This is a genomic window from Amycolatopsis sp. La24 (assembly GCF_029087445.1).
Classification (GTDB): domain Bacteria; phylum Actinomycetota; class Actinomycetes; order Mycobacteriales; family Pseudonocardiaceae; genus Amycolatopsis; species Amycolatopsis nivea.
This window is the reverse complement of sequence record NZ_JARACH010000004.1, coordinates 13,893-28,634: the sequence shown is the minus strand read 5'-3', so window position 1 is coordinate 28,634 and position 14,742 is coordinate 13,893. Positions and strand designations below refer to the sequence as shown.

At 69.3% G+C, this 14,742-nt stretch carries 15 protein-coding genes; 12 read left to right on the top strand and 3 right to left on the bottom strand.

Annotated elements, in window-relative coordinates; genetic code table 11:
- Genes PUT80_RS06855 through PUT80_RS06815 form a run of 9 tightly spaced genes read left to right on the top strand, consistent with a single transcriptional unit; the run spans nt 1 to nt 8,899 of the window.
- Nucleotides 1-861, top strand: coding sequence for an ABC transporter permease (locus PUT80_RS06855; RefSeq protein WP_009075203.1), 861 nt, complete (start codon nt 1-3; stop codon nt 859-861).
- Nucleotides 858-2,213 carry an MCE family protein gene (locus PUT80_RS06850; protein ID WP_275291416.1) on the top strand — a complete coding sequence of 452 codons (1,356 nt, stop codon included), beginning with the start codon at nt 858-860 and terminating at the stop codon, nt 2,211-2,213. The genes PUT80_RS06855 and PUT80_RS06850 overlap by 4 nt, the downstream gene beginning before the upstream one ends.
- A complete protein-coding gene (locus tag PUT80_RS06845; protein ID WP_275291415.1) occupies nt 2,210-3,247 on the top strand; it encodes an MlaD family protein in 1,038 nt (345 codons plus the stop codon). The genes PUT80_RS06850 and PUT80_RS06845 overlap by 4 nt, the downstream gene beginning before the upstream one ends.
- Nucleotides 3,244-4,275, top strand: a complete 1,032-nt coding sequence (locus tag PUT80_RS06840) for an MCE family protein (protein ID WP_037810110.1) — start codon at nt 3,244-3,246, stop codon at nt 4,273-4,275. Before PUT80_RS06845 ends, PUT80_RS06840 begins: the two co-directional genes overlap by 4 nt.
- A complete protein-coding gene (locus tag PUT80_RS06835) occupies nt 4,272-5,468 on the top strand; it encodes an MCE family protein (RefSeq protein WP_134730200.1) in 1,197 nt (398 codons plus the stop codon). The genes PUT80_RS06840 and PUT80_RS06835 overlap by 4 nt, the downstream gene beginning before the upstream one ends.
- Nucleotides 5,465-6,658 carry an MCE family protein gene (locus PUT80_RS06830; RefSeq protein WP_275291414.1) on the top strand — a complete coding sequence of 398 codons (1,194 nt, stop codon included), beginning with the start codon at nt 5,465-5,467 and terminating at the stop codon, nt 6,656-6,658. The genes PUT80_RS06835 and PUT80_RS06830 overlap by 4 nt, the downstream gene beginning before the upstream one ends.
- The gene (locus PUT80_RS06825; RefSeq protein WP_134730198.1) at nt 6,658-7,899 is read left to right on the top strand and encodes an MlaD family protein; all 1,242 of its coding nucleotides are present in this window, start codon (nt 6,658-6,660) and stop codon (nt 7,897-7,899) included. The genes PUT80_RS06830 and PUT80_RS06825 overlap by 1 nt, the downstream gene beginning before the upstream one ends.
- On the top strand, nt 7,899-8,414 hold the full coding sequence (locus PUT80_RS06820; RefSeq protein ID WP_275291413.1) for a hypothetical protein: 516 nt from the start codon (nt 7,899-7,901) through the stop codon (nt 8,412-8,414). Before PUT80_RS06825 ends, PUT80_RS06820 begins: the two co-directional genes overlap by 1 nt.
- A complete protein-coding gene (locus tag PUT80_RS06815; RefSeq protein WP_240691349.1) occupies nt 8,411-8,899 on the top strand; it encodes a hypothetical protein in 489 nt (162 codons plus the stop codon). The genes PUT80_RS06820 and PUT80_RS06815 overlap by 4 nt, the downstream gene beginning before the upstream one ends.
- Here the strand turns inward: PUT80_RS06815 and PUT80_RS06810 are convergent.
- The 3 genes from PUT80_RS06810 to PUT80_RS06800 are packed head-to-tail and all read right to left on the bottom strand — an operon-like array spanning nt 8,877 to nt 11,514.
- Entirely contained in the window at nt 8,877-9,818 is a 942-nt protein-coding gene (locus PUT80_RS06810; RefSeq protein ID WP_275291412.1) for a 5,10-methylenetetrahydrofolate reductase, read from the bottom strand. The two genes, PUT80_RS06815 and PUT80_RS06810, sit on opposite strands and share 23 nt — an antisense overlap.
- A 23-nt stretch (nt 9,819-9,841) precedes the next feature.
- A complete protein-coding gene (locus PUT80_RS06805) occupies nt 9,842-10,987 on the bottom strand; it encodes a GDSL-type esterase/lipase family protein (protein WP_275291411.1) in 1,146 nt (381 codons plus the stop codon).
- Between the two features lie 44 nt (nt 10,988-11,031).
- The gene (locus PUT80_RS06800; protein WP_037809830.1) at nt 11,032-11,514 is read right to left on the bottom strand and encodes a hypothetical protein; all 483 of its coding nucleotides are present in this window, start codon (nt 11,512-11,514) and stop codon (nt 11,032-11,034) included.
- Between the two features lie 71 nt (nt 11,515-11,585).
- Between PUT80_RS06800 and PUT80_RS06795 the strand changes: the two genes are divergently transcribed.
- From PUT80_RS06795 to PUT80_RS06785, 3 genes are all read left to right on the top strand, one after another.
- Nucleotides 11,586-12,824, top strand: coding sequence for an aminotransferase class I/II-fold pyridoxal phosphate-dependent enzyme (locus tag PUT80_RS06795; RefSeq protein ID WP_275291410.1), 1,239 nt, complete (start codon nt 11,586-11,588; stop codon nt 12,822-12,824).
- A gap of 335 nt (nt 12,825-13,159) precedes the next feature.
- On the top strand, nt 13,160-14,254 hold the full coding sequence (locus tag PUT80_RS06790; protein WP_275291409.1) for an FAD-dependent monooxygenase: 1,095 nt from the start codon (nt 13,160-13,162) through the stop codon (nt 14,252-14,254).
- Between the two features lie 27 nt (nt 14,255-14,281).
- Nucleotides 14,282-14,740, top strand: a complete 459-nt coding sequence (locus PUT80_RS06785; RefSeq protein ID WP_037809835.1) for a YbjQ family protein — start codon at nt 14,282-14,284, stop codon at nt 14,738-14,740.
- Nucleotides 14,741-14,742: the final 2 nt, after the last annotated feature.

Below are 14,742 nucleotides of genomic sequence, written 5' to 3'. Positions count from 1 at the left end.
ATGACGGCCGAACCGATCGAGCAGACGCGCGCGTCCGACCGGACGCTGGAGATCATCGCGCGCCCCGGCGCGAGCCTCGAAGGACTCGGGAAACAGCTGTCGTTCTACGGCCGGGCGCTCGCCTGGTCGCCGCGCACGATCCGCCGCTACGGCCGCGAAACCACGCGGCTGCTCACCGAGGTCTGCTTCGGCACCGGCGGGCTCGCGGTGATCGGCGGGACGCTCGGCGTGATGATCGGCATGACGCTCTTCACCGGCCTCATCGTGGGCCTGCAGGGGTATTCGGCGCTGAACCAGCTCGGCACCGCCGCGCTCACCGGGTTCATTTCCGCCTACTTCAACACCCGCGAGGTCGCTCCGCTGTCGGCCGGGCTCGCGCTGTCGGCCACCGTCGGCTGCGGGTTCACCGCCCAGCTCGGCGCGATGCGGATCTCCGAGGAGATCGACGCGCTCGAAGTGATGGCCGTGCCGAGCATGCCGTACCTGGTCACCACGCGCGTGCTCGCCGGCGTGACCGCGGTGATCCCGCTGTACGCGGTGGGCCTGCTGTCCTCGTATCTCGCGTCGCGGCAGATCACCATCTGGCTCTACGGCCAGTCCGCGGGCACGTACGACCATTACTTCACGCTGTTCCTCCCGCCGGAGGACGTGCTGTGGTCGTTCGCCAAGGTGATCGTGTTCAGCGTGCTGGTGATCCTTTCCCATTGCTACTACGGCTATACCGCGTCCGGCGGGCCGGCCGGGGTGGGCATCGCGGTGGGCCGCGCGGTGCGCACGTCGATCGTGCTGATCTCGGTGCTGGACTTCTTCCTGAGCCTCGCGATCTGGGGCGCGAACACGACAGTGCGGATATCCGGATGAGCACCCGTCGAGAGTTGCGCAAACGGCTCCAGTACCAGCTGCTGGGGCTGGTGTTCCTGGTCGTGGCGGCGTTGTTCTTCACCACGACGATCGCCGCGTACCGCAAGGTGTTCACGCCGGTCACGATGGTGAAGCTGGAGACCGACCACGTCGGCAGCCAGCTGCGCGTCGGCGGCGACGTGAAGGTGCGCGGCATGCTCGTCGGCGAGATCCGCGACGTGCGGCCGGTCGGCGACCACGCGGAGCTCGAACTGGCGCTGCAGCCGGACAAGACCGACGTGATCCCGTCGAACGTTTCGGCGCGGCTGCTGCCGAAAACCCTGTTCGGCGAACGGTACGTCGCGCTGCAACTGCCCGAGCGGCCGCAGCGGCCGATCAAGGCGGGCGACGTCATCCCGCAGGACCGCAGCAGCACCGCGATCGAACTGGAGCAGGTGCTCAACCACGTCATGCCGCTGTTGCAGGCGGTGCAGCCGGAAAAGCTGTCCAGCACGCTCAACGCCGTGTCCACCGCGCTGGACGGACGCGGCAAGAAGCTCGGCGAGACGCTGACCCAGCTGTCGGACTACCTCGGCAAGCTCAACCCGTCGCTGCCCGATCTCAAGGCGGACATCACCGGGCTGGCCAACGTTTCCGGCATCTACGACAAGGCCGCGCCGGACGCGCTGCAGGCGCTGGCGGACCTCACCACGACGACGCAGACCATCGTGAAGAAACAGCGCGGCCTGACCGACCTGTACTCCTCGGTCACCGGCACCGCCACCGACCTGACGCGCTTCCTGGAAGTGAACAAGGACAACATCATCCGCCTCACCACCGCCGTGCAGCCCACGCTCGACGTGCTCGCGAAGTACGCGCCGGAGTACCCGTGCCTGCTCAAGCAGCTGGCCGGGACCGTGCCGAACGCGGAGCTGGCGTTCGGCAAGGGCACCGCGCATCCGGAGGTCAGCCGCGTGACGATCGAGTTCTCGGCGAGCCGCGGCAAGTACCTGCCCGGCGTCGACGAGCCGAAGTACGACGACAAACGCGGGCCGCGCTGCTATCCGCAGGTGCCGAAACCCGGGCGCTGGCCGCAGTATCCGCCGGACGGCGCGGTGAAGGACGGGGCCAGCAAGCCCGCGCCGCCGCACGATCCGGACGGGACGCTGCCCAGCGACTTCACGAACGGCCCGCTGCCCGGCGGGTCCGGGTCGACCGGCGGCGCGCCGAGCATCATCGGGTCGGCCGACGAGCAGAAGCTGCTCGACCTGCTCGCCTCGCCGACGCTGAACACCGCGCCGGAAAACGTGCCGGGCTGGTCGGCGCTGCTGGTCGGGCCGCTGTACCGCGGGGCGGAGGTGGAGCTGAAATGAGGTCGTTCGTACCCGCGCTGATCAAGATCGGCATTTTCGCCGTGGTCACCGTGCTGCTCACCGGGATCCTGGCCACCACGATCGCGAACACGAACTTCGGCAACACCGCCTCCTACGTCGCGAAGTTCACCGACGCGTCCGGCCTGCAAGCAGGCGACGACGTGCGGATCTCCGGCGTGAAGGTCGGCCAGGTCGAGACGATCGGGGTCGACCAGGGCGAGCAGAACTACGCCGAGGTGCGGTTCCTCGTCGAATCGGCGTACAAGCTGCCCTCGCTCGCGACCGCGACCATCAAGTACCGCAACCTCGTCGGCCAGCGCTACCTCTCGCTCGGCACCGACGTCAGCGGCGGCGACACGCTGTCTCCCGGCGACACCATCCCGCCGGAGCGCACGAAGCCGGCGCTGAACCTGACCGTGCTGTTCAACGGGTTCAAGCCGCTGTTCAAGGCGCTGGACCCGAAGGAGGTCAACCAGCTTTCCGCGGAGATCGTGCAGGTGTTCCAGGGCGAGGGCGGCACGATCACCAGCCTGCTGTCGCACACCGCGTCGATCACGACGTCGATCGCGGGCAAGGACAAGGTGATCGGGCAGGTCATCGACAACCTCAACCAGGTGCTCAGCACGGTCAACGCGCGCGGCCCGCAGCTGGGCGACCTCGTCGACCAGACGCAGCGGCTGGTGAGCGGGCTGGCCGAGCAGCGCAAGCCGATCGGCGACGCGGTGGGCGCGCTCGGCGACCTCACCAACGCGACCGCGGGGCTGCTCGCCGACGCCCGTCCCGCCGTGCAGCAGGACGTGACCCAGCTCGGGAAGCTGGCGAACAACCTCGACGACGCGCAGCCGCTCGTCGAGCATCTGCTGCAGGTGCTGCCGGGGAACCTGGAGAAGTTCACCCGGACCCTGAGCTACGGCAGCTGGTTCAACTACTACCTGTGCGGGATCGAAGGCACCATCGGCATTTCCTCGCTGGACGTGACGCTGCCGATCGTGCCGATCCCCGGCACCGAACGCGCGCCGAGGTGTGGCCCGTGAAACGACTGAAGGACCGGAACCAGGCGAGCGTCGGCGCGGTCACGCTCGTGCTCATCGTGCTGGTGACCGCCGTGACGTACTTTTCCGACAGCATCCCGATGTTCGGCAGCGGCACCACCTACACCGCGGCGTTCGCCGAGTCCGCCGGGCTCGCGCCGGACAACGAGGTGCAGGTGGCCGGCGTCAAGGTCGGGCAGGTGACGTCGGTGGAGCTGGGGCACAAGCAGGTGCTAGTGAAGTTCCGGGTGAAGGGCGTGCGGGTCGGCGACGCGTCCACGGCGTCGATCGAGATCAAGACGCTGCTGGGGGAGAAGTACCTCGCGCTGGACACGAAGGGCGGCGGCACGCAGGCGCCCGACGCCACGATCCCGGTGCAGCGCACGCGGACGCCGTTCCAGTTGCAGGACGCGTTCAACCAGCTGTCCACGACGGTCGGCGACATCGACACGCAGCAGCTCGCGCAGAGCTTCACCGCGCTGTCGGATTCCCTCAAGGACAGTCCGAAGTATTTGAAGGACACGCTGTCCGGGCTGTCGGCGTTGTCGAAGACGGTGTCCTCGCGCGACGCCGATCTGCACGCGCTGCTGTCCAACACGAGCAAGATCTCGAAGACGCTGTCCGACCGGAACGCGCAGCTGCAGCAGGTGATCAGCGACGGAAACCTGCTTCTCAGCGAACTGCAGCAGCGCCGCGAGCAGATCAGCACCCTGCTCAAGGGCACGCAGGAAATCTCGAAGCAGCTGTCCGGGCTGGTCGCGGACAACCGCACGCAGATCGGGCCGACGCTCGCCGCGCTCGGGAAGGTGACCGACGTGTTGCAGCGCAACCAGGGCAACCTCGACCGGAGCTTGCAGCTGATGGCCCCGTTCGCCCGGGTCGGCGCGAACGCGACCGGCAACGGGCGCTGGTTCGAGGGGTATCTGTGCGGTCTGCTGCCGCCGACGATCACGGCGGGCGGGATCTCGATCAACCCGGAGGGCTGCACGCCGCCGATCTCCGCGCCTGACCAGGGGGTGGGTGGACGATGACTGTCGAAACTCGCGCCGGACGGAGTCTGGTCACCTGGCTTGGCTTCGCTTGTGTGGCAGCGCTTTTGCTCACCGCGGGCATCTACCTGGTGCTGCGCGACACCGGCGGCACCAAAATCTCGGCGTATTTCGGGAAGACCGTCGGCCTGTACGCCGGTTCGTCCGTGCGGGTGCTGGGCGTCGCGGTCGGCGAGGTCACCGCGGTGACGCCGCAAGGCCAAGCGGTGCGCGTGGACATGAAGGTGAACGACGACGTCCCGATCCCGAAGGACGTCGGCGCGGTCGTCGTGTCGCCGAGCCTGGTGAGCGACCGGTACGTCCAGCTGACCCCGGCGTACGACAGCGGTCCGACGCTCGCGAGCGGAACCGTGCTGGCGCGCGACAAAACCGCGACGCCGGTCGAACTGGACGACCTCTACGCGAGCCTCGACAAGCTGTCCACCGCGCTGGGACCCAACGGGGCCAACAAAAACGGCGCGTTCTCCGATCTCCTGGACACGGCCGCGGCCAACCTCAAGGGCAACGGCAAGGACCTGAACTCGACCGTCAGCAGGCTCGCCGAACTGGCCGGCACGCTCGACGATTCGAAGGACGACCTGTTCTCCACGGTGAAGAACCTGAACTCCTTCACCTCCGCACTGTCCCAAAGCGACAGTCAGCTGAACGAGTTCTACCAGCGGCTCGCGGACGTCAGCGGCTTCCTCGCCGACGATTCGCACGACGTCGGGGCCGCGCTCGAATCGCTGTCGACGTCGCTGCAGGACGTGAAACAGTTCGTGGCGGACAACAAGAACGGGCTTTCGTCCAATGTGGCCAAACTGGCGTCGCTGACGAAGGTGCTGGTGGACCAGCGCGCCGCGCTCGCCGAGGTGCTCGACATCGCGCCGACCGGGGCGACGAACTTCATCAACACCTACGACGCGGCGTCCGGCACGATCGCGGTGCGCGACAACCTGAACGAGATCACCAACCCGCCGATCCTCACGGTCTGCCGGTTGATCAGCGCGGGCACGCCGAAACCGTTGCCGGACACGCTCGGGAACATCTGCAAGAAGCTCGCGCCGGTGCTCGACGGCACGCTCAAGCTGCCGTCGATCCCGCAGGCGCTGAACTCCCTGCAGAACGGCCAGCTGCCGCCGTTGCCGCTGCCGCTGTCGGACGTGCTGACGCAAAAACCCGGAGGTGGCAAGTGAAACGCCTCCGGAAACGGCTGGCGGGCGTGCTCGCCGGGGTGCTGGTGCTCGCCGGGTGCAGCGACGGCGGGTTCAACGGGCTGTACTCGACGCCGTTGCCCGGCGGCCCGGACGTCGGCGACCATCCGTACCACGTCACCGCGTTGTTCACCGACGTGCTGGACCTGGTGCCGCAGGCGAACGTGAAGGTGAACGACGTCGCGGTCGGCCGGATCGACCGGATCGCGCTCACCCCGGACACCCGGTCCGCGCTCGTGTCGATGACGGTGAACGGCGACGTCCAATTGCCCGCCAACGCGCACGCCGAACTGCGCCAGTCCAGCCTGCTCGGCGAGAAGTTCGTGCAGCTGAGCGCGCCGACCGCGGAGAAACCCGCGGGCAAACTCGCCGACGGCGCGCAGATCCCGCTCGGGCGCACGAACCGCAACCCGGAGATCGAAGAGGTGCTGGGCGCGTTGTCGTTGCTGCTCAACGGCGGCGGCGTCGACCAGCTGCAGAACATCAGCCACGAACTCAACGACGCGCTGTCGGGCAACGAACCGCAGATGCGCGCGCTGCTGTCCCGGGTGGACGAACTCGCCACCCAGCTCGACGGGCACAAGGGCGAGATCCTGCGCGCGATCGACGGGCTGGACAAGCTGTCCACCACGCTCGTCGGGCAGAAGCAGAACCTCGCCACCGCGCTGGACAAACTCGCGCCCGGGCTGAAGATCGTCGCCGACCAGCGCGACCAGCTGGTGGGGATGCTGAACGCGCTGAACAAGCTGTCCGGCGTCGCGGTGGACACGGTGAACCGCAGCCGCGACCAGCTCGTCGCGAACCTCAAGGCGCTGGAGCCGACGCTGCGCCAGCTCAGCGCGGCGGGCCAGGACCTGCCGAACGCGCTGCGGATCCTGCTGACCTACCCGTTCCCGGACTACGCGGGCAACGTGATCAAGGGCGACTACGCGAACGTCGACGCGCGGATCAACCTGGATCTCGACAAGCTCGTGCAGAACTTCACGAACTCGTCGCAGCCGCCGTTCCAGCTGCCGACGCCCTCGACGTCCGGCGCCGCCCCGCCCGTTGCCGGGCAAGGGATGCCGCAGCTGCCGTTGCCGCTGCCGAACACCCCGGCCACGGGCGGAACGAAGCCCGGCTACGGCGGGGTGCTGGGCGGATTGCTCGGCGGTCTGGTGGGAGGCGGCTGATGAACACGCGCAAGGTCCGGATCCAGCTGCTGGTGTTCTTCGCGATCGCCGTCGTTTCGGTGGCGTACGCGGGCGGGCATTACGCCGGTCTCGACCGGATTTTCGGCAACCGCGGCTATCACGTGACGCTCCAGCTTCCCGACTCCGGCGGGGTTTTCGTGAACTCCGAGGTCGCGTACCGCGGCGTGACGGTCGGCCGGGTCGGGGCGATGACGCTCACCCCGCACGGCATCGACGTCCGGCTCGACATCGACTCCGGCGGCCCGGACATCCCGTCGGCGCTGCACGCGCAGGTCGCGAACCGGTCGGCGGTGGGCGAGCAGTTCGTGGACCTGCTGCCGGACCGCGAATCCGGGCCGTACCTGGAGGACGGCGCGGTGATCACGCAGGACCGCGCGTCGCTGCCCGCGACGCCGGATTCGGTGCTGACGCATCTCGACGGACTGGTCGCGAGCGTCCATCCGGAATCGCTGAAGACCGTGGTGGACGAGACGTACGACGCGTTCGCCGGTTCCGGTCCGCAGCTGCAGAAACTGTTGGACAGCACCAGTTCGCTCACCGCGACGGCCGCCCAGTACGTGCCGGACACGCAGGGGTTGCTGGCGAATTCGCGCACGGTTTTCGCCACGCAGGAGCGGCAGGCGCAGAACATCACGGCGTTCGCGTCCGGGTTGAAGACGATCGCCGGGCAGCTGAAGTCGTCGGATCCGGCGGTGCGCAAGGTGATCGACGAGGCTCCGCAGCTGAGCCGGCAGATCAGCGACGTGCTCGCGACGTCCGGGACCGACCTCGGGGTGCTGTTCGCGAACTCGCTCACCACCGCGCAGGTCACGTCGATGCGGAAGGACGCGATCGAGGAGCTGCTGGTGGCGTATCCGGTGATCTCGGCGTTCTCGCCGTCGACCTCGCCGGACGGCACCGGGCACCTTGGCGTGGTGTTCAACTTCTTCGATCCGCATTCGTGCACGAAGGGGTACGAGGGCACGAAACAGCGTCCGGCCAACGACACGAGCGAAGCGCCGGTCAACATGAACGCCTACTGCGCGGAGCCGCCGGGCAGCCCGACCGAGGTGCGGGGTGCGCAGAACGCGCCGTACGCCGGGAAGCCGCCCGCGATTCCGGCCGCGCCCAAGGCTTCCGCGCCTTCGGACCAGGGTTCGCAGCAGCAGCTGCCGGGTCTGCTGGGCCAGCTGACCGCGCCGTTGAAGGGCGGGCTCGGGGCGTTGCTGGGCGGTTCGTGATGGCTGATTCGGCTGAGGGTTCCTTCCTGAGCGGACGGGTGCTGACCGCGCTGGCCGTCGTCGCGGTGCTGGCCGCCGCGTGGTTCGGCTGGTCGTGGTGGAGCGCGGCGCAGGACGACAGCCTCGCCCGCGGCCGCGCGCGGGACGCCGTGCTGGCCGCCGCGAGCACGGAACTGGTCACGCTCAACACGATCGACTACCGCACGAGCGCGGTCGACGTGGACCGCTGGATCGCCGCGACGACCGGGCAGTACGGCAAGGACCTCTCGGGCGACCGGCAACTGCAGATCGACCGCGCCAAACGCACCAAAACCGTGTCGACGGCTTCCCTGGTGCAAGCCGCCGTCACCGACCTGAATCCTTCGGCAGGAACCGCCCGGCTGATCGCGGTCCTGAACGTCCGCGTGAGCACCGGCGACGGCGCACCTTCGGCGAAGCAGGCGCGCTTGGCCGTGGACTTCGCGCGAGACGGCGACACGTGGAAAATCGGCGGCATCCAGGCGGTGGGCTCGTGAACCGGCGGACGATCGCCGCGGGAGTGACCGCAGTCGCGCTGGCGTGCGCGGTGTGGTTCGGGGTGCAGGCGTCGTTGCTGCAGCCTGAGGATGACGAGGCGATGGTCGATACGGAGGCGACGTCGCAGGTTACCGACCAGGTCAGTGCTGCGGTGAAGGCGCTTTTTTCCTACGACTACGCGAATTTGGACCGTACTGCGCGCGCGGCGGCTGACGTGCTGACTGGTTCGGCGGTCGGTCAGTACCAGAGCCAGTTCACCGCGGCTCGGCAGCGTGCGGCGACTGAGAAGCTCGTCCGGACCACGACGGTGCGGGCGATCGGGGTTCGTTCGCTGCACGGTGATGATGCGAGTTTGCTGCTTTTCCTGGATCAGCAGACGATCTTGCCGGGTGGTGGTGCGCCTCAGTCGTCGGTGGGGCAGTTGTCGGTGACTGCGCATCGGACTGACGGACGGTGGAAGATCACCGCGCTGGATCCGCTGTAGCGCTGCGGCCGAGCAACCCGCTCACCTCGCGCGCGAGAGCCACTGACGCCTCGATCTCGACCTTCCTGATGGACACGCTCTCCACGAGGAACCCGAACGGCATCCCGAGCTTGCGGCAGAACGCCGCCAGTTCCCGGGCGTTCGCCAGGCACTGGTCATACGACTCGGCCAGCGTGTCGTCCGCGTGGCGCAGGGAATTCTCCAGCCACCGCGGGACGTGCACGCCGAGCCACTTGAGGAACGCCAGCGTCTTCGCCGAACCGCAGACCGAGAGCGTGAACAGGACCGGTTTCGGGTCGAGGCCCTGCTCACGGCACGCGTAGAAGTAGTCGGAGACCATGCTCTTCGCCGCGTCGGCGCTGTAGATCACCTGCGAGATGAAGTACGCGCACCCCGCCTGCTGTTTGGCGATCAGCCGCAGGTGCTCGTCGGGCCGTTCGGTGATCGCGACGCCGCCGAGGAGCAGGTCGGGGCGCACTTCCCGGCGCAACGCCTGTGCCTCGGACAGCCGGGTGTGCACCTCCTTGCCCTTCGACGAAGCCCCGACGAAGACCGACAGCACACGGTCGGCGTCGGCGTTCCGCAGCCAGTCCCGCAGCTCAGCCTCGGGGTACTTGCCGACGCACCGGTAGATGACCGCCGGACGGTCCCACTCGCTGAGATAGTCCGCGTGGTAGCGCACCGGGTCGAGGGTCGGCAGGTAGGGGAACGGCCGCTCCTCGGGGTTGCGGTCGCTCTCGTCGTCGATGTCGTACAGGGCGAGGCCGTCGACGTCGAGGTCGCTCAGCCGCGCGAGGGTGGCGGCGGTGATCTCCCGGATCCGCTCGGGGGTGTTGCTGAGGCGGGGCGGCGTGATGCCGAACAGCAGGACGCCGCGATCGGGGTGGGTCAGCTGTGTCCGGAGAGTGTGGTCTGCCATGGTTCGAAAACTAGCAGCGCACCTCAGCCGGCGAAGGGACCGCCTGGTCCGAACACCTGCTTGGCGAACCGTTCGCCCACGAACCGGTGCGTCGCCGCGTCCGGGTGCAGCGCGTCCGGCAGCGGGTGCGCGGCGAAATCCTCTTCCCCGTACAGCGAGAGTCCGTCCACGTAGGACAGTGCCGGATCCTCCCTGTCCCGGACGACCCGTGCCAGTTCCTCCCGGATCACCTTCAGCGTCAGCTTTCCCTCCGCGACGGCGGCGGGATCGCCGGTGGCCTTGAACCGGAGCGTTCCGGTGCTGAAATCCGGCGCTCCCGGCCCCGGCGTGTCCTCGTGGATCGGGCACAGCAGCGCGGAAACCACCACCAGCGGAACGTCCGGATGGCCCTCCCGGATCGTGTCCAGGAACCCGTGCACCGCCGGGCCGAAAGCGCGCAACCGCATCAGGTCCGCGTTCACGATGTTGATTCCCAGCTTCACGCTGATCAGATCGGCGGGTGTGTCGCGAAGAGCCCGAGCGGTGAACGGGTCCAGCAGCGCGCTCCCGCTGAAACCCAGGTTGATCAGATTGACCCCGGCGGCAGCGGCGGCCAGCGCGGGCCACGTCTGCGACGGGCCTGCGGCGCCGGTGCCGTGGCTGACCGAGCTGCCGTGGTGCAGCCAGACGCGCCGGGCGGGCGGCAGCGGAGCGATCGGGGCGGTGGTGCGCAACGCGACCAGCCGGGTGGTTTCGTTGTGCGGCAACCAGATCTCGACGTCCTTGACGCCCGAAGGCAGGTCGGAGAACCGGACCGTGCCGGGCGGGCCGGGGCGGGTTTCACCCTCGCCGGTCATCATGTCGAGGATCAGTTCGTCGCCGCCGGAGACGGTCGCGGAACCTGCCGGACGCCCGTTCAGCACCAGGTCGTAGAGGCCGTCCGGCAAGGGCGGCACGCCCACGTAGCCGACCTTCGTGCGGTGGGTGTCCAGTTCGATCGCCGTCGACTCGGTGCGGAACGCCAGGCGCACGCCGGACGGCTGGGTCTCCGCCATCGCGAGCCTGCTGTCGGTGTTCTGCGCCCGCGCCCGCGCGGTCAGCCGGTGCGGCAGCAAGCCCTGCGGCGTGCGTTCCAGATCGAGTGCACCGCGCACGAACTCTTCGCCGATCTCGGTGGTGATCCACTGCATGCCGCCGAGTCTGCCGTCCGCGGCCCCTCGCCGCCAACGGGATATCAGCCGTCCCAGACCCCGGGGCCCGCGCGCAGCACCGCGACCGGGGCGGCCCCGGCGGACGGCCACAGGTCCAGCACGTACCGGAAATGCTCGCCGAACTCGTGGTCGTGCCATTCCGCGTCCGGCGGGCCGCTCTCCACATAGGACACTCGGACCCGGTACCGCCCGGGCGGGACTGCGATCCGGTGTTCCTGGCGGGCGTAATCGGCGGGTCCGGCGAGCGTCGCCACTCCGCCGGGGACGTCGAGATCGGCTTCCACCACGTGGGACGCGTCCGGCAGCACCGGCGGCATCGCTGTGCTCACCGACACATCGACCTCGACCCAGTCGGAGCGCGCGGTCGCCACGGAGAGCGACGACGGCTCTACCGCGACGCGGTGCGCCGACACCGCCTCGTCGGTCCACCCGCCGTCGCCGGGACGCCAGGCGTCCTTGTCCCGCAAGGAGAACTGCCGCTGCTCGGCATGCACCAGGTACCGCACGGGCCCCACGCTAGCCCACGAGAGCCGGGGGTCACCCGAACTGGCTTGCGCTCGCGGTTTAGCGTGGTGGTATGACCACAGCTCCTGTCGATGTCGACACTGCCCGTCGCGACTACACCGCGCTGGTCGAGCGCGGACTGTCCCTGGACATCACCCGCGGCAAGCCGTCGCCCCGGCAGCTCGACCTCTCCGCGGATCTCCTGACGCTGCCGAACGGCCAGTACAAGGCCGAGGACGGCACCGACACCCGCAACTACGGCGGGCTCAAGGGGCTGCCGGAGCTGCGCCGCATCTTCGCCGACGCGCTGCAGGTGCCGGTCGAGCAGCTGTTCGCGGCGGGCAACTCGAGCCTGGAGCTGATGCACGACACGATCGCGCAGGCGATGCTCAGCACCCTGCCGGGCGCGCCGCGTCGCTGGGCCGACGAGCCCCGGATCGCGATGCTGTGCCCGGTGCCCGGCTACGACCGGCACTTCGCGCTCGCCGAGCGGTTCGGCATCGAACTGGTCCCGGTGCCGATGACCGAGACCGGCCCGGACATGGACGTCGTCGAGCGGCTGGTCGCCGAGGACGCCGCGGTCAAGGGCATCTGGTGCGTGCCGAAGTACTCCAACCCGACCGGCGTCACCTTCAGCGCCGAGGTCGCGGGCCGGCTCGCCGCGATGCCCACCGCCGCGCCGGACTTCCGGATCATCTGGGACAACGCCTACGCGGTGCACCACCTCACCGAGGACGAGCCGGAGCTGGCCGACATCCTCGCGCTCTGCGCCGAGGCCGGGAACCCGGACCGCGCGTTCGTGTTCGGCTCCACCTCGAAGATCACCTTCGCCGGGGCCGGCGTCGGCTTCTTCGGCGCGTCCGAGGCGAACCTCGCCTGGTGGCAGAGCGTGCTGAGCAAGCGCACCATCGGCCCGGACAAGGTCAACCAGCTGCGCCACGCGATGTTCCTCAAGGACGCCGACGGCGTCCGCGCGCTGATGCGCAAGCACGCGGAGGTGATCGCGCCGAAGTTCGCCGCCGTCGAGCGCATCCTCACCGAGGAGCTGAGCGACCTGGCGACCTGGACCAAGCCGACCGGCGGATACTTCGTCTCGCTGACCGTGCCCGAGGGCACCGCGAAGGAGGTCGTGCGGCTGGCCAAGGAGGCGGGCGTCGCGCTGACCCCGGCCGGGGCCACCCACCCGCACGGCGACGACCCGGCCGACGCGGTCATCCGCATCGCGCCGACCTTCCCCGAGCTGGCCGAGGTGGAGGAGGCCGTTCGCGCCCTCGCCGTCTGCGTGCGGCTCGCGGTCGCGCAGCGCGCCTGATCTTCGCTGGTCGCAAGCCGCGCGCGAAATGCGTCTTCAGGTCTGAGGGGATCTGATTCCCCTGCCAGGGACTTGGCCCGGGCGGTCCCGGCATGCTGACCGTCCACAAAGGACGCAATCAGGCGGCGAAATGACCGGTTTCCTACCCGGGTGACCGTTTCTGCTTGTCGGTGAGGGCCTCCCTGAGGGAATCAGATTCCCTCAGGGAGGCCCTCACGGACGGCAAAACCTCGCCCCAGCGGCTCGCGGTCGCGCAGCGCGCCTGATCTTCGCTGGTTCCGTGTCGCCGCCACCCGCTACGGTGGCGGCGGCACGGTCGTTTCCAGGGGGGCACGATGCGGGTTTTGATCGCAGGCGGCGGAGTCGCGGGCACGGTCGCGGCGATGGCGCTGCAGCGCGCCGGGCACGAGCCGGTCGTCTACGAGGCGCATCCCAGCGGGGGAGCGGACGCGGGCGCGTTCCTCGTCGTCATGCACAACGGCATGAACGCGTTGCGCGCGATCGACGCCGACACCCCGGTGATCGAGGCGTCCTTCCCCTCGACCGGCATGGAACTCGTCGGCCCGGACGGAACCACGCTCGGCGCGCACGAGTTCGACCGCGAACTCGACGGCCCGCGCACCCTCACCCGCGCCGCGCTTTACCGTGCGCTGCAACAGGAAGCGGAACGCCGCGGCGTCGAAATCGTCCACGGCAAGCGCTTGGTTTCCGCGACCGACGGCGTCACCGCGACATTTCAGGACGGCACCACCGCGTCCGGCGATGTGCTCGTCGGCGCGGACGGCCTGCATTCCGTCGTCCGCACGCTCATCGACCCGCAGGCCGAGCCGCCGCGCTTCACCGGCCTCACCGTGGTCTACGGCTACACCCGCGCTGAAGGACTTCCTGCCGCGCAGGGCAGCTACCGGATGTTCCGCGGCAGCCGCGCCGCGTTCGGCTACACCACCGACCCGGACGGCGCGACGTTCTGGTTCGCCCGCGTCCCCGACTCCGAACGCTCGCGCGCCGAGATCGCCGCCGTCACCCCGGAAGGCTGGCGTGAGTTCACCCACGCCGCGTTCGCGGACGACCCGCTGCCGTGCGCCGCGATCGTGGCCGCGACCGGCGACGACGTGCACGGCGGCCATTCCTACGACCTGCCGACTACCCGCGTGTGGTCGACGCCGTCGATGGTGCTGGCCGGCGACGCCGCGCACGCAGCGTCGCCCGCGGCGGGACAGGGCGCGTCGATGGCGCTGGAAGACGCGGTGGTGCTCGGCCAGTGCCTGCGCGATCTGCCGGACGCGCCCGCGGCGTTCGCGGCCTACGACCGGCTGCGCCGCGCCCGGGTCGAGAAGCTCGTGGCGGCCAGCGCGGGCCAGGACGTCGGCGAGGAACGAGGCTGGGCATATCGGCATCATCTGGACTGGACCGCGCGAATCACAGCGTGAGCGGCCCGCCGACGATACGATCCGCGCATGACTCAAGCCGCGCCACCGCAGCAGTTCCCGATCCTGCTGTCGACCATGAACGATCTGCCCGGGTACCGCGTCGTCCGCGTGTTCGGCGAGGTCTTCGGGCTCACCGTCCGCAGCCGCAACATGTTCTCCAACATCGGTTCCGGGTTCAAGGCGATGGGAGGCGGCGAGCTCAAGGGCCTCACCAAGCTGCTGTCCGACTCGCGCCACGAAGCTCTTTTCCGGCTGTGCCAGGAGGCCATGCAGCACGGGGCCAACGCCGTGCTCGCGCTGCGCTTCGACTGCAACGAGATCGCCGGCACGGCCAGTGAGATCGCCGCCTACGGCACTGCGGTGTACGTGGTCCCGGACGGCACTCAGCAGCAACAGCCGCCGCAGCAACAGCAGCAGGCCGCCCCGCAGCAGCAGTACGCGCAGGCGCCGCAGCAGCAGTACCAGGCTCAGCCGCCGCAGGCCTGACT